At 61.9% G+C, this 22,538-nt stretch carries 18 protein-coding genes; 8 read left to right on the top strand and 10 right to left on the bottom strand.

Annotated features, from left to right (window positions below; translation table 11 throughout):
* Positions 1 to 106: 106 nt before the first annotated feature.
* The gene (locus tag AC3WJR_RS02045) at positions 107 to 1,630 is read left to right on the top strand and encodes an O-antigen ligase family protein (protein WP_492721849.1); all 1,524 of its coding nucleotides are present in this window, start codon (positions 107 to 109) and stop codon (positions 1,628 to 1,630) included.
* On the opposite strand, the gene AC3WJR_RS02040 is transcribed toward AC3WJR_RS02045, so the two are convergent.
* A complete protein-coding gene (locus AC3WJR_RS02040; protein ID WP_492721847.1) occupies positions 1,611 to 2,945 on the bottom strand; it encodes an oligosaccharide flippase family protein in 1,335 nt (444 codons plus the stop codon). The two genes, AC3WJR_RS02045 and AC3WJR_RS02040, sit on opposite strands and share 20 nt — an antisense overlap.
* Before the next feature lie 143 nt (positions 2,946 to 3,088).
* On the opposite strand from AC3WJR_RS02040, the gene AC3WJR_RS02035 reads away from it, so the two are divergent.
* Together AC3WJR_RS02035 and AC3WJR_RS02030 are read left to right on the top strand one after the other, a co-directional pair.
* On the top strand, positions 3,089 to 4,810 hold the full coding sequence (locus AC3WJR_RS02035; protein WP_492721845.1) for a hypothetical protein: 1,722 nt from the start codon (positions 3,089 to 3,091) through the stop codon (positions 4,808 to 4,810).
* Between the two features lie 38 nt (positions 4,811 to 4,848).
* Positions 4,849 to 5,934 (top strand): glycosyltransferase family 4 protein, encoded by a 1,086-nt coding sequence (locus AC3WJR_RS02030; protein WP_354279538.1) that lies wholly within the window; start codon positions 4,849 to 4,851, stop codon positions 5,932 to 5,934.
* Between the two features lie 6 nt (positions 5,935 to 5,940).
* Here AC3WJR_RS02030 and AC3WJR_RS02025 read toward each other — a convergent pair whose 3' ends face one another.
* Complete coding sequence (locus AC3WJR_RS02025; RefSeq protein WP_492721842.1) at positions 5,941 to 7,335, bottom strand: HlyD family type I secretion periplasmic adaptor subunit; 1,395 nt, start codon at positions 7,333 to 7,335, stop codon at positions 5,941 to 5,943.
* Positions 7,332 to 9,515, bottom strand: a complete 2,184-nt coding sequence (locus tag AC3WJR_RS02020) for a type I secretion system permease/ATPase (RefSeq protein WP_492721840.1) — start codon at positions 9,513 to 9,515, stop codon at positions 7,332 to 7,334. Before AC3WJR_RS02020 ends, AC3WJR_RS02025 begins: the two co-directional genes overlap by 4 nt.
* Before the next feature lie 289 nt (positions 9,516 to 9,804).
* On the opposite strand from AC3WJR_RS02020, the gene AC3WJR_RS02015 reads away from it, so the two are divergent.
* The 5 genes from AC3WJR_RS02015 (at position 9,805) to prsR (ending at position 16,031) form a co-directional block, all read left to right on the top strand.
* Positions 9,805 to 10,263, top strand: coding sequence for a PilZ domain-containing protein (locus AC3WJR_RS02015; RefSeq protein WP_492721836.1), 459 nt, complete (start codon positions 9,805 to 9,807; stop codon positions 10,261 to 10,263).
* A gap of 213 nt (positions 10,264 to 10,476) precedes the next feature.
* Positions 10,477 to 11,298, top strand: a complete 822-nt coding sequence (locus AC3WJR_RS02010) for a PEPxxWA-CTERM sorting domain-containing protein (RefSeq protein ID WP_492721834.1) — start codon at positions 10,477 to 10,479, stop codon at positions 11,296 to 11,298.
* A 357-nt stretch (positions 11,299 to 11,655) separates the two neighbouring features.
* Complete coding sequence (locus AC3WJR_RS02005) at positions 11,656 to 12,486, top strand: PEPxxWA-CTERM sorting domain-containing protein (protein WP_492721832.1); 831 nt, start codon at positions 11,656 to 11,658, stop codon at positions 12,484 to 12,486.
* A gap of 134 nt (positions 12,487 to 12,620) precedes the next feature.
* Entirely contained in the window at positions 12,621 to 14,651 is a 2,031-nt protein-coding gene (prsK, locus tag AC3WJR_RS02000; protein WP_492721830.1) for an XrtA/PEP-CTERM system histidine kinase PrsK, read from the top strand.
* A 12-nt stretch (positions 14,652 to 14,663) separates the two neighbouring features.
* Entirely contained in the window at positions 14,664 to 16,031 is a 1,368-nt protein-coding gene (gene prsR / locus AC3WJR_RS01995) for a PEP-CTERM-box response regulator transcription factor (protein WP_354280555.1), read from the top strand.
* Positions 16,032 to 16,105: 74 nt separating this feature from the next.
* Here prsR and rfbB read toward each other — a convergent pair whose 3' ends face one another.
* From rfbB to mltA, 7 genes are all read right to left on the bottom strand, one after another.
* Positions 16,106 to 17,179, bottom strand: coding sequence for a dTDP-glucose 4,6-dehydratase (rfbB, locus tag AC3WJR_RS01990; protein ID WP_492721828.1), 1,074 nt, complete (start codon positions 17,177 to 17,179; stop codon positions 16,106 to 16,108).
* Entirely contained in the window at positions 17,172 to 18,029 is an 858-nt protein-coding gene (gene rfbD / locus AC3WJR_RS01985) for a dTDP-4-dehydrorhamnose reductase (RefSeq protein ID WP_492721826.1), read from the bottom strand. Before rfbD ends, rfbB begins: the two co-directional genes overlap by 8 nt.
* On the bottom strand, positions 18,026 to 18,571 hold the full coding sequence (gene rfbC, locus AC3WJR_RS01980; protein WP_492721823.1) for a dTDP-4-dehydrorhamnose 3,5-epimerase: 546 nt from the start codon (positions 18,569 to 18,571) through the stop codon (positions 18,026 to 18,028). Before rfbC ends, rfbD begins: the two co-directional genes overlap by 4 nt.
* Complete coding sequence (gene rfbA / locus AC3WJR_RS01975) at positions 18,565 to 19,461, bottom strand: glucose-1-phosphate thymidylyltransferase RfbA (RefSeq protein WP_492721822.1); 897 nt, start codon at positions 19,459 to 19,461, stop codon at positions 18,565 to 18,567. Before rfbA ends, rfbC begins: the two co-directional genes overlap by 7 nt.
* Before the next feature lie 94 nt (positions 19,462 to 19,555).
* Positions 19,556 to 20,578, bottom strand: coding sequence for an SDR family NAD(P)-dependent oxidoreductase (locus AC3WJR_RS01970; protein WP_492721820.1), 1,023 nt, complete (start codon positions 20,576 to 20,578; stop codon positions 19,556 to 19,558).
* A gap of 115 nt (positions 20,579 to 20,693) precedes the next feature.
* Positions 20,694 to 21,296: a Smr/MutS family protein gene (locus tag AC3WJR_RS01965; protein ID WP_492721818.1), complete on the bottom strand. Its 603-nt coding sequence runs from the start codon at positions 21,294 to 21,296 to the stop codon at positions 20,694 to 20,696.
* On the bottom strand, positions 21,271 to 22,479 hold the full coding sequence (mltA, locus tag AC3WJR_RS01960; RefSeq protein ID WP_492724116.1) for a murein transglycosylase A: 1,209 nt from the start codon (positions 22,477 to 22,479) through the stop codon (positions 21,271 to 21,273). The genes AC3WJR_RS01965 and mltA overlap by 26 nt, the downstream gene beginning before the upstream one ends.
* Between the last annotated feature and the right edge of the window lie 59 nt (positions 22,480 to 22,538).

Below are 22,538 nucleotides of genomic sequence, written 5' to 3'. Positions count from 1 at the left end.
CGCTGCCCCGCCACTCACGCACTTTCCTCGTCAACCGAATGCCCTTAGGAGAAGGCCTTCGCACCACCCTCGCCGCCGCTGACAGGCAGCCAGTTTCGAGCCAATCATGCTAGCACTCGTCAAGAATTTTGCGTATCTCGAGATTGCCTTGGCGATGGGATGGGCGATATACTTTTACTGCCTGAACAAACAGGGTAATAAAGTAACCGCACATTTCCCGTTCATTGCCGTTACGGCATTCAACGTGGCGTTGTTTTTCAGCCCCAATTACGCCATCGCGCATCTTGCGATATTTCTTATCCCTATCGCTTTGGGTAGGACTAGGAAGACCCTGCTGATGGTCATGGTCGTCGGATGCCTGTGTACGCCAGCTTTGGCCGTGCACCTGAACGCCGCAGGCATCGATCTCTTCTCTTGGACGATGCAGGGAACATTGGGGCTTGGTGGACTGGCCGCCCTGGCAGCCGCAAAACCGGAACGCAACGATGAACCGGGACGGTGGAACATCCCGTTAGCGGCATTCCTGCTTTTGTTGACCGTCATTGCGGTCCGCGGAACTAGCCCGACCAACTGGATCCGCCAAACGCTCGCATTGGTAACGGCCTATGGCGTACCGGTAATGGTCATCGGTCACTGCCTTCGATCCGTGGCGAACCGGCGAACCTTTCTCATCACCCTGGCTGGCGTCGGCAGCATGCTGGCGGTCGTTCTATCGTATGAAGCACGCGTCCATTGGCCGCTCTACTCATCGCTCTATACCAAATTCCAGATCGTGATGTTGGGCTTCACCGTCAAATTCCGTGAAGGCACCATGCGCGCATATGGACCACTCGACGAAGCTACCGGCGCGGGGTTTGCGCTGGTCATCGCTTTTGCGGCCGCGTTGGCTTGTCATCGCGAATTCCGCAGCGGACTCGTGCGATATGCGGTTCCCGCATTGATCGGGCTTGGCATTCTCGCACCGCAGTCGCGCGGGGGGATGATTGGCGCGATCGCCGTCTTGCTGTGTTATGCATTCTATCGCCATGGAACCGCTGGCCTGGCAAAGACGGTCGCGTTCTTGACACCGTTTGCAGCGGTGTACTTTCTGCGGGCATCATCAAAAACTGCGGCGATCACCGATGCGCAGGATACAGCGGACTACCGTCAACAGCTGTTTACCCGCGGCATGCAGGAATTCTGGAAGAGCCCTGTGGTCGGAGACACGATGGACCGCGTCACATCCCGCATGGAGGATATGCGTCAGGGCGAAGGTATCATCGATTTCGTCAATAGCTACCTCTACTTCGGACTCGCGTTGGGGGCGATCGGCGTCCTGTTGTTTTGCATCGTGCTCTATTACCCGGCGGCGAGGCTGTATCTTCAGCGTGCACGACTCAACCGGCACATACCGACAGGTACTTTCGCGGGCTTTGCGTTCGGTTCGCTGATTGCTGCGGGTGTGATGCTGGCCTTCACATCCATTCCGCAACGCCCAATCATCGTAACACTAGTAATCGCCGGAGCGTCGCTCGGATTGCGGCCGCCGCGGCGGAGCTCGCAGCGCACTACGGTCGGCGTCACGACGTCAGGTGATCCGTTGCCAAAGCTCGCTACGGGCCCTGCGCTTCCTAGAAGTAGAGGAATTTGATACAGATCGACATCACAACGATCAGTCCAAGACAGATCGCGTCGACCTTGATGGAGAACAGGCCATCCTTCGCCGCCATGTAGGCAACGTAGGCATATCCTACGAAGGTCGCGACACCGCCCCCGATCAACATCCCGATCGTTCCGCCTGCGTAGAAGCCGGCGACCGTTCCCACGATGCGCGTAACCATGAACACCGCCATCAGATTGGCATGCAGCCGAACCTTGCCAAGCGCCATGAAGGCGCTCTGATATCCCGCCGAGACGATACCGATTGGCCCGGTGACGCACAGCAGTGCCATATAGCCGGCCGCGGCGTGATACCGGTTATCGTAAAGCCCCCAGATCAGCGGCCCGGATGCCAACCCCAATACGAAGAACATCGGTAGCGAACTCAGGAGAATGCGCGTTCGAATTTTTGCGAAAGTGCTCAGGAACCGTTCCTGGCCGTGCACACGCGCTTCCGACAGGGCTGGGAAACCGACAAGATTCTGCACTTGGCTCGCCAGTTCAGCAGGCATCGTCGCGAAGGTCGTCGCAATGCCCAGGATACCAAGCGTCTCGATTGGAATGAGGCCGCCCTGGATTGCGCGAATGCCTTGGCCGCCGAGGTAAGTAACCATTGTCGAGACGAAGATCCAGCGCCCGAAGCTCAGCAAACTGCGTGCTGCAACCGGATCGAGATGAAACCGATGGCGATGCCCCGGCAGCGCCACGAAACCCAGAACGGTGGTAACCAACGCACCTGCAACACCGCCATAGGCAAGCGCCCAAACGGTACCGAGCCACCAGGCGAATAAGGCGGTGATCACCAGCGCCATGAACTGACCAGCAACCTGCACCGACACAAGTGCGCCCAGATGCAAACGCTTCTCCCGCAGCGCCAAGGTCAGGGAGCCGAAACCGTTGATTGCGGCGGTTGAACCCAGGATGCACATTAGAGGAAGGAGGATAGGCTGGCGGTACAGGATCGAGGCCGGCCAGGCGATCAAGCAGCATACGCCCCACAGAACGAAGCCGCGAATGACCTGAACGGTCCATGCCGTATTGAGATAGTGTTCCTTGGCGCCGTGCTCGCTTTGAACGATCGCGGGCTTGATCCCGACGTCGCTGAACATCTGCAATCCAATCAGAATCACGTTTGCCAGCGTCATGAGGCCGAATGCCTCCGGAAACAGCAGCCTCGTCAGAACAAGATTCGAAGCCAATTGCATGACACGTTGCATGCCAAAGCCGGCGACCGCCCACATGCTGGCAAGCGTCGCCCGTTGGCGCAAGGTATCCGCGCTTGAAAAGAATACCGTCAACCGCTTCATGACCATGCAAAATCTCACCGTGATGGATCAACGCTGAACTCGAGGGACGTTACCTAACATTCGCGTCGTCCGCGCCGCGGCCATCCTTGGCGGTAAGTCCGCCAAGGATGGCCAGCGAGGCGGGTCGCGTATATAGCCGCCGAATGCTGATCGATAGACGAAATCTACTGCGATGGTCGGGCGCCGGTATCGGCGCACTGATGTTTGGGTCCTGCGCGCGCGGAGCGCCGCAGGACGCGACGTGGCCGGGACCAGTCGTTCCGCCATCCCAGGTGCCGCAATTGCCCATCGGTATGAACCTGGCACAGGTTTCTGATTACGGAGCAGGCTTCCCCTTTTACAATCTCATGTGGGGCGCGCGGCCATGGATGACCCATAACGCTGGCGGCGGCGGCGAATGGGACACGCATCAGCAGGATGCGTTCGCGTTCGATGCCGACGGCTATCCCCGCGAAGTGCCCGTAAAAGTCAACGGAACGCTGCCGCCGCAATCCATCTATACGCTTCTTCCGAATACACTGAAGCCCGGCAAGTACGTCCTGTTGCACGACGGCGAAGGCGTGTTTGCCGGCGTCATGGGTACGCGAGTAATTAGCCAAGGCCGTGGGCGCGCACTGTTGCAGATGACCCAAAACGGGAAACTGGTCGAGGGATTGTCGATTGAGCGATCGAATTCCGCAAATCCGGTTCGAAACATGCGGATCGTTGCGCTCGCAAATGAAAACGTAGACCTCGCGGCAACGCCGTTCCTGCCGGAATTTCTAGAGTTCTGCCGACCATTCCACGCGTTGCGTTTCATGGACTGGGGAGCGACGAACAATTCGATTGAAGAAGCGTGGGCAAGCCGTCGTTCGCCAACATTTTACACTATGGTTGGTGTGACCGGCAATCCGGACGATACGAATGGCCACGCACCGGACGCGTTTGGACGGAAGTTTTCCGGCGCGGTGGCGCACGAGGTGATGATTGCTTTGGCAAACACCCTGGGAATCGATCCCTGGTTCTGCATCCCCCATCGCGCCACGGACGAATACGTGGCCGAAATGGCCAAGCTCGTGCATGCAAAACTCGACCCCAAATTGACCGCCTACGTCGAGGTTTCCAACGAAATCTGGAACTGGCAGTTCGCCCAGGCCGGCTGGATGCTTCAATCGCGCCGACTTGGCGATATTGTCGAAGCCAAAGGTGGCAAGGCTTGGGACGATTCCGCCAAAACCAAGGGCGCGAACCACCCCGAACGCATTGGAGCGCTCTTCGGTCACGTGTTTGGCATTTGGCAAAACAACTGGCCCGCTGCAGACCGCAAACGGACAGTGCGTATCTGCGCAACGCAGACCGCATGGCTGGACGTCGCGCTTCGAACGATCGACGCGACCATGTCGAATGGCGGCTGCGACGCGGTTGCACAGAGCGGTTATTTCGGACCCCGCACGGAAGAATACGACCGCTGGGCCGCGCGTGGGGCGGCACTGACGGCTGACGATGTCATTAAGGACATGCGGGGCGTGATCGACTTCCAGGCCAAGCCGGGTGTGGCCCTGACCGCCGCGCAACGCGCCCAGAAACTGGGTCTGCGGTACGTCGTCTACGAAGGTGGCCAGCATCTGCAACCGAAGGGCCAGGCCGAACTGCCGTATAATCCGGCATTGGGTGCCGCTCAAACCAAGCCTGAGATGTACGACCTCTACCTCGAAAATTTGCGGGGCCAGGTCCATCTTGGCTGCTCGTTATTCTGTGCCTTCAGCAGTGTGGGCGGACAAGGATCCCGTTACGGGAGCTGGGGTGCCAAGAGCAGCTATGCCGAACCCAATGCGAACGCACCAAAGTACCGGGCATTGCTTGCCGCGAACAAACCGCGCAGCTGATGGAATATGACTTCAGAGCAATGAGGGGATTGCCCTGCATGCGGATTACCATCCTATCGGTCTCGATCGACAACAGTGGGGGCTTTCGCGTCGTCGCGGCGCTAGGGCAGAGGTTGCTGGCTGAAGGCCACGACGTTCGCATCATTGCGCCAAAGCGAGATCGTCCTGATCTCCGGAGAAGGTTGCGCGCTTGGTGGCATCGTCAGGCGCTATGGTCGAAACATCAGCACAGTGACCATCTTGGTACCCTGGCTGACCACACCACCGTTGTACCGCATGGCGCGCCCCTTGTGGCAAACGATCTACCTGATGCAGACCTGATCATTGCCACGTGGTGGGATACGATGAACTGGGTACAGGATTTGCCTGCAGCGAAAGGGATCCCTGTCCATCTCGTGCAGGACTATGAAGTCTGGGGCGGAACGAAGGACGACATTGACCGGGTCCTGCGAACGCCCGGACCAAAAGTTGCCATCTCGAGCTTTTTACACGCGCTCCTGACCAAGCAATTTGGCCAGAAGGACGTCCTGCTTCTCCCAAATGCGGTCGATCATACGCTGTTTCATGCAGACCCGCGTCCCAAGAACACCGTTATGAAAGTCGGCTTTGTCTATTCGCATGACCCGCGGAAAGGGACGGATCTGGTCCTGAAAGCGCTAGAGCGCGTGCGAAACATCCTGCCCGAGCTGCAAGTGATTGCGTTCGGCCATCATCGGCCGGCTGCGTCGCTGCCACTTCCACCTTGGGTTGAGTATACGACGGCCCCTGAGCAGCAGACGATACGTCACATCTACGCGAGTTGCGATGCCTGGCTCTTCGGCAGCCGCCTGGAAGGATTCGGTTTGCCGATCCTCGAAGCGATGGCATGCCGGACGCCTGTGGTGGGCCTCAACGCAGGAGCCGCTGCCGACCTTCTCGGCGATGGTAGCGGAATCCTGCTGGAGAATGAGGATTGGGTCGGCATGGCCGATGCAATCCTGCGCATCGCAGCGATGCCTGATTCCGAATGGCGTGCCCTGTCCGATCGCGCGCATGCCCGCGCCAAACAGCAAAACTGGACCGACGTTGGCGCCGCACTGCGGCAATGGCTCGAGGGCATTGTCGCACGCCCTCGAGCCGCCTGATCACCCCTACCGCTCGCGCAGCGCTGTCTTGCGCGCTTCGTCGATCGGGCTCGTCAGGTAACTGAAGAAGCTGCGATCGCCCGTCACGATGTCGGCGGTGACCATCATGCCCGGGGTCACCGCCACGTCGCGGTCGCCGCGCGCGATACGGGTGCGGTCGAGCGCGACGCGCAAAACATAAACCGGCCCGAGTTTCTCGTCGTCGACCGCATCGGGACTGACCCCCAGCACGTGCCCCTGGATCAGCCCGTAGCGCGTGAACGGGAACGCATCGAGCTTGACGCCGACCTTTTGCCCGACGCTGACGAACCCGGCATCGCGGTTGAGCAGCTTGACCTCGGCGACGAGCTTCCCGTCCCCCGGCACGACCGTCATGATCGGCTTGGCCGCTTCGACGACGCCGCCTTCGGTATGGACCGACAATTGCCCGACCGTCCCCGTGACCGGCGCACGCAGCGCCTGAAGCGTGGCACGCTGCGTCGTCTTGACGAGTTCGTCCTGCCGCAGCCGCATCTCCGCGGTCGACTTGACCAGTTCGTCGAGCAAGGCCGACCGGGCATCCGCGCGCGCCTTGACCGAGTTGCTCGCCGCACCGCCCGCCTGCGCGGTCGCGCGACGGATCGACTGGAGCGCGGAATCCCGGTCGCGGACCTGTGCGATCCGCTGGCGCCGCATCTCGAGCACCTTCATCTTCGATACGAACCCTTTAGCGAGCAATTGCTCGTTCGCCGAAATCTGTTCGTCCAGCAGCGGCAGCGTCTCGGTCAGCTTGGCGACTTCGGCACGCGCCGATCCGATCTCGGCGCTGGCGACCGCATTGCCCGCCTGCTGCGCCTGAATTGACGCGTTGACCTCGGCGAGCTTGGCGCGAGCCAGCGATTCCTGCAGTGCCGCGGTCGCGGGGTCGGTGCCTGCGGGCGCGGCAAAGCGGAAGCCCTTGCCGTCGAGGGCATCGACCACCGCCTGCGTCCGTGCGACTTCGAACGACACGCTATCGAGCGACTTTCGCGCCTGCGCGGCTTCCGCGGTTGAAACGGTCGGGTCGAGCAGCACGAGGACCTGCCCCTTGGTGACGTGATCGCCGTCATGGACCAGGATCCGCCGCACGACCCCCGCTTCCGCCGGCTGGACAAGCTGCACCGCGCCGGTGGGTACGATCCGCCCCTGTGCGGACGCAATGATGTCAGTCCGCCCGAGCGTCAGCCACAGACCGAGCGCGGCGACGCCGGCAAGCAGCACCTTGGCGGTGACGCGCGCGGTCGGCGACACCGGACGCTCGATCACTTCGAGCGCCGCGGGCAGGAACGCCGCGTCGTCAATGCGCAACCGCCCGACGTTCCGGGCCTTTTCCTCGGCGAGCGTGGCGGTGATCATCCGCCAGTTGGTCGTCAGCGCGTTCATGCGGCGATATCCTTCAGGCCCGATTGGCGGCGGTGGAGTTCGGCGTAGCGACCGCCAAGTCGGAGCAGTTCGTCATGCGTGCCGACCTCGACGATCTTGCCCTTTTCGAGCGCGATGATCCGGTTGCAGTCGCGCACCGCGGACAGCCGATGCGCGATCACGACGACGGTGCGCCCCTTGGCGATCGCGCTCAGATTGTTGCGGATGATCTCCTCGCTTTCGGCATCCAGCGCGGAGGTCGCTTCGTCGAGGATCAGGATGCGCGGATCGGTGACGAGCGCGCGCGCGATCGCGATGCGCTGGCGCTGGCCGCCCGAGAGGTTGACGCCGCGCTCGACGATCGGCGTGTCATAGCCCTGCGGCTGTTGCAGGATGAAGCCGTGCGCGCCCGCCAGGTTTGCAGCGCGCATGACGCGGTCGAGCGGCATCGCTGGATTGACCAGCGCGATATTCTCGCGGATCGAGCGGTTGAACAGGATGTTCTCCTGCAGCACCACACCGATCTGGCGGCGCAGCCATGTCGGATCGACTTGCGCGATATCCATCCCGTCGATCAGCACTCGGCCGCTTTCGGCGAGATACAGACGCTGGAGCAGCTTGGTCAGCGTCGACTTGCCCGATCCGGACGAGCCGACGATCCCGATCGACTCCCCCGCCCCGATCTCGAGCGAAATGCCGTCGAGCGCAGGGGGACTGTCGACCGCATAGCGGAAGCGCACCGCGTCAAAGGTGATCGCGCCTTTCATCGCCGGGAGCGTGACGCGGGAGGTCGCCTGCGGCTCGACCGGGTGATTGAGGATGTCGCCCAGTCGCTCGACCGAAATGCGGACTTGCTGAAAATCCTGCCACAGCTGCGCGAGGCGGATCACCGGCCCCGAGACACGCTGTGCGAACATATTGAACGCGACCAGACCACCCAGCGTCAGCGTCCCGCCCATCACCGACTTCGCGCCGAAGAACAGGATCGCCGCGAAGGTCAGCTTGGAGATCAGTTCGACCGCCTGGCTACCGGTGCTGCCGATGTTGGTGACGCGGAGCGACGCGGCGCTGGTGGCGGCGAGCTGTCGCTCCCAGCGATCCTGCCATTGCGGCTCGACCGCGGCGGCCTTGACCGTCTGAATGCCGCTGACGCTCTCCACGAGCAATGCGTTGCTAGCGGCGCCGCGTTCGAATTTCTCCTCGATCCGTTGGCGCAGTGTGCCCGTCACGCTGACCGAGACGATGACATAACCAACCAGGCTGACCGCGACGATCCCGAACAGCGCAGGAGAATAGAGCAGCATCGCGACCATGAAGACCCCGACGAACAGCGGATCGACCAGCACGCTGAGCGACGCGGTTGTCAGGAATTCGCGGATCGTCTCGAGCTGGCGGACACGGGTGACGGTGTCGCCGACGCGGCGCTTCTCGAAATAGCTGAGCGGCAGCGCGAGCAGATGGCGGAACAAGCGTGCGCCCAGCTCGACGTCGATCTTCTGGCTGGTCTCGGCATAGACGCGGCTGCGGATCCAGCCGAACATCGTTTCCCATACCGATACCGCGACAAAGCCGATCGCGAGGACGTTGAGCGTCGTCTGCGCATTGTGCGCCAGCACCTTGTCGATCACGTTTTGAAACAGCAGCGGCGCCGCAAGACCGAGCAAGTTTAGCGCAAACGTGATCAGCAGCACTTCGCCGATCAGGCGGCGGTAGCGGATGATCTGCGGCACGAACCAAGTAAGGTCGAAACGCCCCTTCCCTGCCCCGCGTGCCTCGCGGGTGGTGAGCAGGATCAGCTCGCCGTCCCACAGCGCGTCCAGCGCGGCACGGTCGACCTTCTCGACCTGGCTGCCGGGGCGCTGAATCAGCACGCCGTCCTCGACCAGCCGCCCGATTACGAACCATCCCGACGGGCCGTTGGCGAGCGCCGGGAGCGGCTGGCGTGACAGGCGTCCGGGTTCGACCGTGACGGCCTTGGCCTTGGCACCGTCCTGTCGCCGCGCGAGGCGCACGATGTCGCGCGCGCCGAGCGGATCGGAATGACCGAGTTCGTGCCGCATCTGCGCCGGATCGACCGATACGTTCTGGATTGCGAACAGCAGCGCCAGCGCGCGCGGTCCCGTTTCCGGATCTACCGTTCTCCTGTCTTCCGGGCCAAACGCCTCGGACAGCCGACGCTCGGCGCTTTCGTGCAATTTCATGGATGCGGACCTGACAATCTCGGGATGCCGCAGATGTGCCAGACAATGGTAAAGATTAGGGTAACGACACTTTCCGAAAGGCCCCACCTGCGGATCAAAAAGCGGTTTCCGGCAACGATTTGGGTCGCGATTGCGGAGATCGGGGCTGCCACCGCCAAACCGGTTTTTCGAAAAATGACATATTGGCGTCAAAACCCTTCCGGATTGGATCGGGATATGCCACGATCGATTTAAGGCACACGATTAACGATGCGCCAGCGAACAGACCTTTAGGAGAGTGAGTGAGATCATGATGATGGCCGCCACGCTATCGAACGCAGGACGCGCGACGCCGCGCATCCCCACGGCACGCCCCGCGACGCTGCGGGACGCACAGCGGCAGCCGATCGATATTTTTATCGAGAATTTGTCGGCGGATGGCTTCGGCATGTCGACCACCACGAATTTCGCACGCGGCGAACGCGTCAGCCTGCAACTTGCCGGGATCGAACCCCGAGAGGCACGCGTCGTACGACGGTTGGGTCTGAGTTACGGTTGCGAATTCCTGGCACCGCTCGACATGCGCGAACTGGCGTCGGCGCTGGATGCCGGGACCGTATTGAACGGCCGGTTCTCCTCCGACTCGGAAACCTTGCTGACGGATCGGCATGACGCGCAGGTCTCCAGGCTCGGGCGGATCGCAATCCTGCTATGCGTGAACGTCTTGTTGTGGACTGCTATTGTCTACAGCTTGGAGACATTCCTGTAATATTCACGGAGAAGAACTGCCGACTCTGCACATATTGTGTACGTGTCGCTAATTATTACAGGTCTAACACTTTACTAACTGCACCTTGTTGAATTTGCTCACCTTCCGTTATTGGCATACGTCTTGCGTATGGCCCAAGTGATGTCCCCGGCGCAGTTGCTGCCAGGCTCGAGTTGAGCGTTGGTAGCTGTTCTCGCGCAAGGGATTATCTTAATGGCACGTAAAAGATCGACATACGGAATCGTCAGAGCCGCCATTGGCGCGTCGGCGTTTTTGCTGACAACAGGCGTAGCACATGCCGAAATGGCCACATTCGCAACGTTCACGTCTATCGATCAGGTGAAGAACGTTTCTTTGGTCAATGCGGGCGAAGGTACGATCGGTGCCACGATCTATTCGATAAGCTCCGGCGCGGCGAACGCCCCCGGGGCCGTCAAGGTCCATTTCGGATTCTTGCAAAACGGGTTGAGTACCTCTGTAAGCAACATCATTGCAGACTTCATGTTGGAGGGAAGCATCACAGAACCAGCGGTGTCTACGGTGGGGTCGCTTTTGGTCCAGCCTGTTTTCACGGGAACAATGTCGTTCAAGACCACCACCGCGATCCAGCTGACAAGTCCTTTGTACGAAACCAAAACCTTTGAAGCCGGCGCAAACCTGCTGACAGTCCGTTTTAACGGGGCGATCTTCGGCAGCAATGGCGGCAGCACGGCGAACTTCAACGGGTCGACCGGCGCTGGCGACACCGTCTTTTTCACATCCGACTTTCTGGATTTCAGCCAGGTCACCAAGCGTGACTACGCAACCACGATGAACGCGATTACGCCTGAACTGTTATTGGCTAAAAACGGTAGTTTCGACAGCTTCTTTGCCTCGATCGGCGGCTCATTCTCCTCTGATCCGGCCCCGATATTGGTCAGCACCGTCCCGGAACCAGCAAGCTGGGCGCTGATGCTAACCGGGTTCATGATGCTCGGCGCAGCGCTTCGGCAGGGACGGAAGAACGGCACGTTTAGCGCGACCCAAAAGATCTAAACCCGCGCTTTCAATTGCACGGAAAGATTATTTGAAAAGGTCGGCGTGTCGCAGTTCAAGCTGCGGTGCGCCGGCTTTTCGCCATCCCACTAGCTAGGACACCTGCCTACAACGCGCTTCTTTGATCAACAATGTCTACTACGACTCCTTCGGCATCAACTCCGGTATTTGTTTCAATTACTGGAATCTGTAAATTTATCTTACATCGGCGATTAGGGCATATCTCTATCCTTCTGTATTCCCATATTTGCTTTGGTTGGCACACATCCTGCATAAGTAATAGAGTGCATCCGGCTGCTTCTCGAGCTGGTGAGTACGAGTAGGCTTTGGTTGTTCTCGTGCAAGGATATCGCCACCATGCGACTTGTTACATTTGTGAACCTGGTACCGGCTCTGGGTGCTGCCGCACTGTTGCTGAGTGCTTCGCCAGCCACCGCCGATGTCCTAACATTTGCGACGTTCACCTCGATTTCTCCAATCAAGAACATTCGCTTCGTGAATTCTGGAACCAGTCCCAGCCGCGTCGACGATGCCCAGATCTATACAACGTCGACCGCCACCGCGGACTCCGCGGGCGCGACGAAAGTGTATTTCAGCTTTCTGCAGACAGGCCTGAGCAAGTTCATCAACAACGTCGTTGCCGACTACACGCTGACCGCCGCGGTAGCCAAGGGTGACACGGCCTCAGTCGCCGTGGGATATGTGATCCAGCCGATCGTCACCGGCACCATGACGTTCAAGTCCACTACGCCAATAACCCTCGACAGCCCCTACTTTGCGCCTACGACGTTCGCCGCCGGTGCAAATCTGCTGACGGTTACCTTCAGCACGGGCATGATTGGCAGCAAGAACGGAAGCACGTCCACGTTGAGCGGGTCGACCGAAGGGGGCTCTGTCGTAGAATTCACGTCCGATTTCCTGGATTTCGACGAGGTCAGCAACGCCGACCTGTCGACGACCTTCAGCGCCATGTCGACACTGCTGCAGATTGCATCAACATCGGCCTCGGGCAACAATTCGGTATCGTCGTTCCGGGCGACCGCCGGGGGACAATTTTCCTCCGACCCTGCGCCAATGGTCGTGGGCATCGTTCCGGAGCCGGTAAGCTGGGTGATGATGATCACCGGTTTCACCATGCTTGGAATTGCCATCCGCAAACGCGCCCGAATGGTCCAGCTAGCCCTCTGAGCATATGATCACCGATTGATCGCATTACGTATGGCACGCCCTCGCTTCGACCGAAGCGAGGGCGTTTCGTTTTTGGGCAGCGGGCCGCCACAATTCCCTACGTCAAAGCGGTGACAACGGTGTAGACAGCGGGGGTGTTATTGTTCTGGATCCTGATATCGACCGGCACCGCTTACGCGCTGTTGGCGGCATGGCGCATTTCCCTCGGAACGGGACGAGATCGTGCCCCGACCCTCGTCATCGCGTTCGTCGGCATGGCAGCCTGGGCATATTCCGGCCTCACGCAGAACCTGCTGCTCATCATCGCAGCGCAATTGCTCCGGAACATTGCGTGGTTGGTCTATCTGGCAAATGCGACGCAGCCCTCCGCGGACTCGTCAGAACGTCGCTCGCATAGTGCGACGATCCTGGGCGTCATGGCCGTGCTGGCCGCGGCTTCCGCGGTCATGGGGATCCTCCAGATTCCTGACACGCCAGCCGCGACGACCTGGGCGGTGGTCACCATCGGGTGTCGCCTGATCTTTGCGATCGGCGGGATCATCTATCTCCACAACCTGTACAACGGACTGACCAGCAGCAGCGGGACAGGCTTCCGCCTGATCCTGTTCGCGCTCGGGATGTTGTCCGCCTACGACCTGAATCTCTACACCGTCGGGCTGCTTGGATATCAGGTCGCCGAACCGCTGAGCATCGGACGCCCGGTGCTTGCGCTCCTGCTGGCTCCGCTCTTCCTCGTCGCCGCGCGCCGTCGCGAGCATTGGAAGATCGCTTTGTCGCGCAAGGCGACGTTCCAGTCGCTGTCGCTGGTCGCGATCGGCCTGTACTTCGTCAGCATGTCGATCGTGGCGCGATCCGAAACGGTGTTCGCCGGATCGGCAGGCCCCACCCTCGCGATCGGTGCGGTGCTGGGGCTGTCCGCGATCGGGGCGTTCCTGCTGTTTTCGACCCGTGCGCGTGCGTGGCTCAAGGTCGTCATCATCAAGAACCTGTTCCGCCACCGCTATGATTACCGCGCCGAATGGTTGCGGTTCAGCGCGACAATCTCCGATTCGGGCGGATCGGCGCTCTCGCTTGAGGAACGCGTGGTGAAGGCGGTCGCCGACGTGACCGAGTCGCCTGCCGGCCTGCTGTTGATGACGACCGATCAGCAGACGTTTGACGTTGCCGCCGCATGGTGCTGGGGCCATCGCGCAACGCCGCCCACCGGCCCTATCCTTTTCCCGGAAGCGCAACGCGAGCAACTACAGCAGGGATTGATCGCGACGTTCGCGCAACACGCGCAGCACGACAGCCACCCGCAGGAACCACCCGAGATCGTCGAGACAATCGGCGACGCGTGGGTCGCGGTTCCGCTGATCTGGCTGTCGACGATGATCGGGGTCGTCATCCTCGCAAAACCGCGGCTACAACGCGCGCTCGATTGGGAAGACTTCGACCTGCTGAAGGTAATCGGCCAGCAGGCGGCGGTACATCTGTCCGACGCCCACAAGCAACTGGAACTCGAGGAAGCGCGTCGCTTCGAGGAATTCAATCGCCGATTCGCCTATATCATCCACGATATCAAGAACGTCGTCAGCCAGTTGTCGCTACTCGCCAGCAACGCGCAACAGCATGGCTCCAACCCGAAGTTCCAGGCAGAGATGAGCCGAAGCCTCACCAGCGCGGTGCAAAAGATGAACGTGCTGCTGTCGCGCCTGTCGCCGGATCGCGTGCTCCAATCGGCAACGCCTGAAAGCATCGACGTCGACCGCCTAATCAACACGGTCGTAACGGGGCGCGTCGATCAGCGCTCGCTGTCGATCGGGCCACGCTCGGGCGCGCGCGCGCGGGGTGATCTGGAGAAGCTGAAGCTCGCACTCGATCATCTGGTGCAGAACGCGATCGAGGCAAGCCCAGTGGATCAGCCGGTCGTCGTCTCCGCTACGTCGGTCGGCCCCCACTGCGTGATTACCGTCGCCGACAACGGCGTGGGCATGTCGGCGGACTTCATTCGGAAGGGCTTGTTTAAGCCTTTTGTCTCTACAAAGGGCGGTGGCTTCGGCATCGGCGCTGCGGAAGCGAAAGCGCTGGTTGCGGGCATGGGGGGGACCCTGCGCGTGACCAGCACCGAGGGGCATGGCAGCATCTTCACGATCGAACTTCCGCTCAGCGATGTGCGTGATTAGGTAATGGCGGACATGGTCGACAACATCGAAAAACCAAAACTGCTGATCGTCGAGGACGATCTCGATCTTCAGGCGCAGCTGGAGTGGGCATTCACCGATTACGAGGTGGTGACCGCCGGCGATCGCGCGGCCGCACTGACCGCGCAACGCACCGAGAATCCCGCGGTCATCACGCTGGACCTCGGCCTCCCGCCAGACCCGGACGGCACGTCGGAAGGGTTCGCGACGCTTCGCGAACTGATCGCGCATAACCCCACGGTCAAGGTGATCGTTGCGTCGGGGCACGAAGCGCGTGAAAGCGCGCAGAAGGCGATCGCGCTGGGGGCGTATGATTTCTACTCCAAGCCAATCAACATCACCGACCTCAGCCTGATCGTCGGGCGTGCCTTTCACTTGGCGCAGATCGAGGCAGAGAACCGCCGTCTCGCCGAACAGGCCGATCAACTCGCGAGCGCCGAGGGAATCATCACCGGCGCGCCGCAGATGTTGACGGTGCTCCGTACGATCGAGAAAGTCGCGGATGTCGATGCGTCTGTGATGCTGCTCGGCGCGTCCGGCACCGGCAAGGAGCTGTTGGCCAAGGCGATCCACACCAAGAGCGCGCGCGCGCGTGGGAACTTCGTCGCGATCAATTGCGCCGCGATCCCCGAAACGCTGCTCGAATCCGAACTGTTCGGTCACGAAAAGGGTGCGTTCACCGGCGCCGTCAAGGCGACCGTCGGCAAGATCGAAATGGCGAACGGCGGCACGCTGTTCCTCGACGAAATCGGCGACGTGCCCTTCGCGATGCAGGTCAAGCTGCTCCGCTTCCTGCAGGAGCGCGTGATCGAGCGAGTCGGTGGGCGCAAGCCGATCCCGATCGATGCCCGTGTCGTGACCGCAACGCATCAGGATCTGACGACGCTGATGCAGGAAGGGAAATTCCGCGAGGATTTGTACTTCCGGCTTGCCGAAATGGTCATCCGCATTCCCTCGCTGGCCGAACGACCTGGGGACGCGGTGCTGCTGGCGCGGTTCTTCTTGCGCAAGATGAACACCGGCAAACAGGCGCGGATCAAGGGTTTCGCGCCCGACGCGTTGACCGCGATCAACAACTGGCCGTGGACCGGCAACGTTCGGGAACTGGAGAATCGCATCCGACGCGCGACGATCATGGCGGAGGGATCGATGATCACTGCGCAGGATCTCGATTTCGAGCAGACCAGCCAGACGATGGAACGCACCGAATTGCGCGTGGCCCGCGAACGGGCGGATCGGTCGGCGATTGCGGCGGCGATTGCGCTCAATGACGGCAATCTGTCGGCGGCGGCGCGTGATCTCAATATCTCGCGGCCGATGCTCTACGATCTGCTCAACACCTACGGCATGGCGAAGAACTAGAGAGCGTGACCGCTTCCCTGGCACATGCCGGGGAAGCGGTCATCGGGGGGTCGTGCCGAGCACGACCCTGTCTCTTACCGGCTGGTCAGCTTCGCGCGTTCCAGCATTGGCTGCCACCACGCTTCGTTGGCGAGATACCAGGCAAGCGTATCGGCAAGGCCGCCCGCGAAATCGCGTGCCGGCGTGTAATTGATCTCGGCACGCGCCTTGCGCTCGTCGATCGCATAGCGCCGGTCATGACCCTTGCGATCCTCAACGAAGGTCTTGAGCGTCGCGGTCGCCTCGCCACGTGCGGCGGGCGAATTGGGATAGCGCTCGGCCAGCGACGGGTCGGCAGCGAACGCAGCGTCGACGCTGCGGCAGATCTCGTCGATCACGGTAAGGTTGGGGACTTCTTCCCCGCCACCGATGTTATAGACTTCGCCCGACGTGCCACGCTGCAGCGCGGCCTCGATCCCGCGGCAATGGTCCGACGTATGGAGCCAGTCACGCACGTTCATCCCGTCGCCGTAGATCGGCAGGTTGCGCCCGTTGAGCGCGTTGATCAGGAACAGTGGGATCAGCTTCTCGGGAAACTGGAACGGCCCGTAGTTGTTCGAGCAATTGGTCGTCGTCACGTCCAACCCGAAGGTGTGGTGATAGGCGCGCACCAGATGGTCCGCCCCGGCCTTCGACGCCGAATAGGGGGAATTAGGCGCATAGGGCGTGGTCTCGCTGAACGCGGGATCGTTGGGGCCGAGCGAGCCATAGACTTCATCGGTCGAGACGTTGTGGAAACGATGCGGCACGCCGCTACCGCTGTCGAGCCACACCGTCCGTGCGGCGCGCAGCAGGCTGTGGGTGCCGAGCACGTTGGTCGTGACGAAGGCGTCGGGATCGAGGATCGAGCGATCGACATGGCTTTCGGCCGCAAAGTGCACCACGGTGTCGATCGCGTGGTCGCGCAACAGCGTGGTGACCAGATCGGTGTCGAGAATGTTGCCGTGAACGAAGTCGACCGCGTCGACGCCATCGAGGTTCGCGCGGTTGCCCGCATAAGTCAGCGCATCGAGCACGACGATTGCGTCGTCAGCGTGGTTGGCGCGCCAGTAATGCACGAAGTTCGCGCCGATGAAGCCGGCGCCGCCGGTAACGAGCAGATTAGCCATTTTTCTGGATCTCTTCGATCATGATGTGGAGATTGTCGCGCCACGGCGTCGGCGCACGGTCGAGCGCGGCATAGGTCGCCGAGCAGTCGAGCACCGAATAGGACGGACGCCGGGCGGGCGTCGGATAGTCTGCGGTGGTGATCGGCACGATCGGGACGGGCTTTTCGAGCAATCCGGCGCTCAGCGCCTCTTCCTGAATCGCGACCGCGAAATCGTACCAGCTCGCCTGCCCGCCATCGCTGAAGTGAAACACACCGGTCGCGCCGCGCTCGGCCAGCTGCCACAATGCCGCGGCCAGCGCTGGGGCATAGGTGGGGCAACCGACCTGATCGCCGACGACACGCACTTGCGGGTGCGCCTGCATCAGCCGCAGCATCGTGCGGACGAAATTGGCACCGGCCGGGCCGTACAGCCACGCCGTGCGCACCACGAGCATGTCCGGACCGGCCGCCTGCTCACCCGCCAGCTTGGTGCTGCCATAGACGCCGAGCGGCCCGGTTGCGGCATCGGGCGCATAGGGACTGGTGGCACTGCCGTCGAAAACGAAGTCGGTCGAGACATGAACCAGCTTGGCACCGACCGATCGCGCGGCGGCGGCAAGATACCCGACCGCGTCGCCGTTCACCGCCTGCGCCCGTTCGGCATCGCCTTCGGCCTTGTCGACTGCGGTGTACGCGGCGGCGTTGAAAATCACGTCGGGCGCGACCTGCTCCACATACGCCTGGACCCGCGCGACGTCGGTGATGTCGAGCGCGTCCTGGTCGCACGAGACGATCTCCACCCCCGCGGGGGCCGTCGCGATCAGGCCGTGGCCGAGCTGTCCACCAGCCCCTACGATCAACGCCTTCATGATGCGGCGATCTGGTCGAGGGTCTGTGCGACCTGGTCCTTGGCGGACAACGTGGGTTCGATCCCGTCGAGCGGCCATTCGATGCCGACCTGCGGGTCGTTCCACATCAATGCCTGCTCATCCTTGGGCGAGTAGATGCTGGTGCACTTGTACAGGAAGTCGGTGTTGTCCTCGAGGCTGAGGAAGCCATGGGCCAGACCCGGTCCCACCCAGAACATCCGCTTGTTGGCGGCGCTCAGATGCACCCCGGTCCACTGACCGAATGTGGGAGACCCCTTGCGGATGTCGACCGCGACATCGAACACCGACCCCGCGACCACGCGCACGAGTTTACCCTGCGGATTGGGGTTCTGATAATGCAGGCCGCGCAGGACGCCCTTGGCCGAGCGGCTGTGGTTGTCCTGAACAAAGGTCCAGTCCAGCCCCAGTTCCTTGAAGGTCGCGTCGTTCCAGCTTTCGAGGAAGAAGCCGCGATCGTCGCCGAACACCTTGGGTTCGATGATCAGGACGTCCTTGATCGGCGTTTCGATGACGTTCACCATTGGACATGGTCCTCATCGAGCAGGCCGAGCAGGTAGTCGCCGTAACCACTCTTGCGCAGTTCGCCGCCCAGACGCTCGAGTTGCGGCCGGTCGATGAAGCCCTTGCGCCACGCGATTTCCTCGGGGCAGCAGATCTTGAGGCCCTGACGCTCCTCGATGATGCGGACATAATTGCCTGCGTCGATCAGCGAATTGTGCGTGCCGGTATCAAGCCAGGCATAGCCGCGCCCCATGATCTCGACATTGAGATCGCCCGCATCGAGATACATGCGGTTGAGATCGGTGATCTCGAGCTCGCCGCGGGGCGACGGCTTGAGCTGGTGCGCAAAATCGACGGCGCGCTCATCGTAGAAATACAGGCCGGTGACCGCATAGTTCGACTTGGGGTTCTTCGGCTTTTCCTCCAGGTCGATCGCCGCGCGGGTCTTGGGATCGAACGCGACTACGCCATAGGCAGACGGATCGCGGACATAATATGCGAACACCGTCGCACCGGTCTGACGCGCATGGGCGGCATCGACCAGGTCCGCCAGACCGTGGCCGTAGAAGATGTTGTCGCCGAGCACGAGCGCGGAAGGCTTGCCGTCAACGAACTCGGCGCCGATCAGATAGGCCTGCGCCAAGCCGTTTGGCTCGGGCTGCACTGCGTAGGTGATCGAGATACCGAGACGGCTACCGTCGCCAAGCAAACGCTGGAAAGCGCTTTGCTCGTGCGGCGTCGTGATGATCAAGACGCGTCGGATCCCGGCGAGCATCAGCGTCGACAGCGGGTAATAGATCATCGGCTTGTCGTAGACGGGCATCAACTGCTTTGACGCCGCCTGGGTCAAAGGGTGCAACCGTGTTCCCGACCCGCCTGCCAGGATGATCCCGCATCGTTCAACCGTCATGCTCTATCTCTTATTTCGTGCCCTGGAACGCGTCATTCGAACCATAGGCGTGCCTTTCTGTCGCCTATCCAAGTTAGGCGTCCGTTCCTAGGCGTTATTGACGAGCCGTGCCGTAATAGCCGCGATACCATGCCACAAAGTGTTTGATTCCGGCACGGACGTCCGTTTGCGGGACGTAACCGGTCAATTGCCGGAGAAGCTCCGCATTCGCCCACGTCGCCGGGACGTCGCCGGGTTGCATCGGGAGATAATTGCGCACGGCCGGCTTGCCGACTTCCGCCTCGATCGCGTCGATGAAGTCCTCCAGCCGAACCTTGTCCGAATTGCCGATGTTGACGATCCGGTAGGGCGCGACCGGCGACAGGCTGTCCCCCGGGGCAATGTCCTGCGGGCTGGCTGGGCGGTCGGGCGCCACGTCGATCAGCAACCGGATGCCCCGCGCGAGGTCTTCGACATAGGTGAAATCGCGCCACATATCGCCGTGGTTGTAGACGTCGATCGGCGTGCCCTCGATGATCCCCTTGGTGAATTTGAACAGCGCCATGTCCGGACGTCCCCACGGACCGTAAACCGTGAAGAAGCGGAACATCGTCGTCGGAATGTCCCAGACGTGCGCATAGCTGTGCGCCATCGCCTCGTTCGCCTTCTTGGTGGCGGCATAGATCGTCAGCGGCAGGTCGCTCTTGTCGGTTTCGGCGAAGGGCATCGCTTCGTTCGCGCCGTACACCGACGAGGTCGACGCCATCAGCAGGTGCGACACCTTCAGCGTGCGCGCAACTTCCATGACGTTGAACGTGCCGGTTACATTCGTGTCGACATAGGCACGCGGGTTCTCGAGGCTGTACCGGACCCCTGCCTGCGCCGCGAGGTGGACGATCACGTCCGGCTGCGCACGCTCGGCATAGGCCATCAACCGATCCGCATCGAGAATGTCGAATTCTTCCGCGGAAAAGGCGTTGCTGCGCATCAGATCCGCGTGGCGCGCGTGCTTCAGGCCGACGTCATAGTAATCGGACATCGAATCGACCCCGACGACCTTGAAATCGTCCGCCAGCAGGATCTTGCAAAGATGATATCCGATGAAACCCGCAGAGCCGGTGACCAATATTACCCGCATGACGCCATTCCACCGATCCTTTTCGTCATTCGGTCGACGTGTTGTCGTCCATTGCTGTGTCGCATGGCAGATCGTCTGCGCCAAGCGGCGCATTCTGTACACGCATATGATGTCGTCAGAGTGTTCGCGGTCGCTTGAGCACGATGTACAGCGCGCCCGCGCCGCCATGCCGTGGATGCGCTGCGCGGACCGCGGCAATCGCCGACGAATGGCGCGATCCCGCCAGCCAGTCCCCCGTCGCTGCCCGGATCGCGCCCCGCGCATGCGGACGCTCGCTGGCAGGACGGGGCGGCTTGCCCGTCACCAGCAGGATCGTGCGATCCCCCGCGCGGATCGCCGCTGCGAGCGCCGCATCGAGCATATCATAGGCGCTGGCGAGCGTGTGGCCGTGCAGATCGACCGTGCGATCCGGCGATACCAGACCCCGCGACAATCGCCGGTCCCACGATCCATCCAACGTGTTCGCGACGATCGGCGGCTGAACGCGCGCAGCCCGCGCCACCGCGAGCGGCTTGGTTGGCGATGACGGCTTTGCAACGGGCAAGGCCGTCCGCGAGGCTTTCGGCATCGCGGCGGGCGGCGGCGGAGCCTTGGGTTTGGCGCTGCCCTGCGCCAGCGCAGGCGCGGGCTCGGCCGGGCGGCGGGCGATCGGCCGCACGCCCGCCATGACCCGGACCCACAGTGCGGCTTCGTCAGGGCTGAGGGATCGGTGTCCCATTGGCCCTCTCCTGCGTCAGGCGTGCGACCGTCCCCGTGGGCAACAGCAGGAACGCCGTACCGCGCGCAGACATGCCGCCTGCGGTCGCCTCCGCGTCCGGGCGGGCACCCCAGAAGGTATCGATCCGGTTCGGCCCCTTGATCGCGCCGCCGGTATCCTGCGCGATCCACAGGCGGCTTGCGTCGGCACGGTCCATCGACAGCAGGACGGGTGCCCCCAAGGGCACGAACTTCGGGTCCGCCGCCGCACTGACGCCGCCCGTCACGGCGACGCCAAGCGCCCCTTGCGGTGCGCTCGCCTGTTCGCGGAAGAACACATAGCTCTTGTTCTCGCGCATGATCGCGGTGGCTTCGTCGGGATGTGCATGGAGCCACGCAACGATCCCCTGCATCGACGTCTGGCCCGGCCCGAGTAGCCCGCGCCGCTTCATCAACGCGCCGATTCCGGTGTAATCGCGACCGTTCTGTGAGGTGTATCCGATCCGTACGATCGATCCGTCCGGCATTCGCAACCGGCCCGACCCCTGCACTTGCAAGAAGAACAGCGCCACGGGATCGGCCGCATAAGCGATGATCGCCGCGCGACCGTTGAGCGTGCCCTGCTCGATCGCGGTGCGATCGTCGTAGGGAACGAAGTTGGAGCCGGAGACGCGCCCGCGGATCTTTCGACCCTTGAGCGACTCGCTGAACAGGCTGAGATCGACATCGATGAGATCACCCGGACGGCCGTAGATTGGCACCGCATATCCCGCCATCGGCTGGCGGGACGCGGCGATCTCGGGTTCGTAATAGCCGGTCGCGAACGCCTTGCCGTCGGCGATCTGTACCGCCTCGAAATATTGCGCGAAGAAGGCGCGCGCTGCGCCCGGTGCTACCGCGGGAGCAGCACTGCACGCCGCCTGCCAGTCGGCACCGCGGGTGAGACCCGATGTATCGGTGCGGCGCTGGAGCGATGCGCAAGAGGTACGAAACGCCGCAACCGCGCGAGCGGCATCTTCCTCGCGCAGCGGCAGGCTGGCAAGGGGCGGCCCGAGGACAAATCCTGTCTCGGCGGCATTGCTGCCGGTTTGAACCGCAAGAGACGGGACCGCCGGAATCGGGGTTGCGGGTACCGGACGCGCAACCGGTGCGGGGCGCGATACCGCCGTCGGACGTTCGACCTGGCCGCCGCACGCAGATAACAGCAGCGCCGCGCACACGACCAGCACGCGCGGCGACAGCAATTTTGCCCTTCCCCCCTCAA

Source organism: Sphingomonas sp. FW306-05-A, from assembly GCF_058782275.1.
This window is presented reverse-complemented; position numbering and strand designations above follow the sequence as displayed.

Excerpts from the sequence above, each read along its gene's own strand:
- AC3WJR_RS02045 (WP_492721849.1), top strand. The coding sequence starts at position 107 with ATGCTAGCACTCGTCAAGAATTTTGCGTATCTCGAGATTGCCTTGGCG.
- AC3WJR_RS02040 (WP_492721847.1), bottom strand. The coding sequence starts at position 2,945 with ATGAAGCGGTTGACGGTATTCTTTTCAAGCGCGGATACCTTGCGCCAA.
- AC3WJR_RS02035 (WP_492721845.1), top strand. The coding sequence starts at position 3,089 with ATGCTGATCGATAGACGAAATCTACTGCGATGGTCGGGCGCCGGTATC.
- AC3WJR_RS02030 (WP_354279538.1), top strand. The coding sequence starts at position 4,849 with ATGCGGATTACCATCCTATCGGTCTCGATCGACAACAGTGGGGGCTTT.
- AC3WJR_RS02025 (WP_492721842.1), bottom strand. The coding sequence starts at position 7,335 with ATGAACGCGCTGACGACCAACTGGCGGATGATCACCGCCACGCTCGCC.
- AC3WJR_RS02020 (WP_492721840.1), bottom strand. The coding sequence starts at position 9,515 with ATGAAATTGCACGAAAGCGCCGAGCGTCGGCTGTCCGAGGCGTTTGGC.
- AC3WJR_RS02015 (WP_492721836.1), top strand. The coding sequence starts at position 9,805 with ATGATGATGGCCGCCACGCTATCGAACGCAGGACGCGCGACGCCGCGC.
- AC3WJR_RS02010 (WP_492721834.1), top strand. The coding sequence starts at position 10,477 with ATGGCACGTAAAAGATCGACATACGGAATCGTCAGAGCCGCCATTGGC.
- AC3WJR_RS02005 (WP_492721832.1), top strand. The coding sequence starts at position 11,656 with ATGCGACTTGTTACATTTGTGAACCTGGTACCGGCTCTGGGTGCTGCC.
- prsR (WP_354280555.1), top strand. The coding sequence starts at position 14,664 with ATGGTCGACAACATCGAAAAACCAAAACTGCTGATCGTCGAGGACGAT.
- rfbB (WP_492721828.1), bottom strand. The coding sequence starts at position 17,179 with ATGGCTAATCTGCTCGTTACCGGCGGCGCCGGCTTCATCGGCGCGAAC.
- rfbD (WP_492721826.1), bottom strand. The coding sequence starts at position 18,029 with ATGAAGGCGTTGATCGTAGGGGCTGGTGGACAGCTCGGCCACGGCCTG.
- rfbC (WP_492721823.1), bottom strand. The coding sequence starts at position 18,571 with ATGGTGAACGTCATCGAAACGCCGATCAAGGACGTCCTGATCATCGAA.
- rfbA (WP_492721822.1), bottom strand. The coding sequence starts at position 19,461 with ATGACGGTTGAACGATGCGGGATCATCCTGGCAGGCGGGTCGGGAACA.
- AC3WJR_RS01970 (WP_492721820.1), bottom strand. The coding sequence starts at position 20,578 with ATGCGGGTAATATTGGTCACCGGCTCTGCGGGTTTCATCGGATATCAT.
- AC3WJR_RS01965 (WP_492721818.1), bottom strand. The coding sequence starts at position 21,296 with ATGGGACACCGATCCCTCAGCCCTGACGAAGCCGCACTGTGGGTCCGG.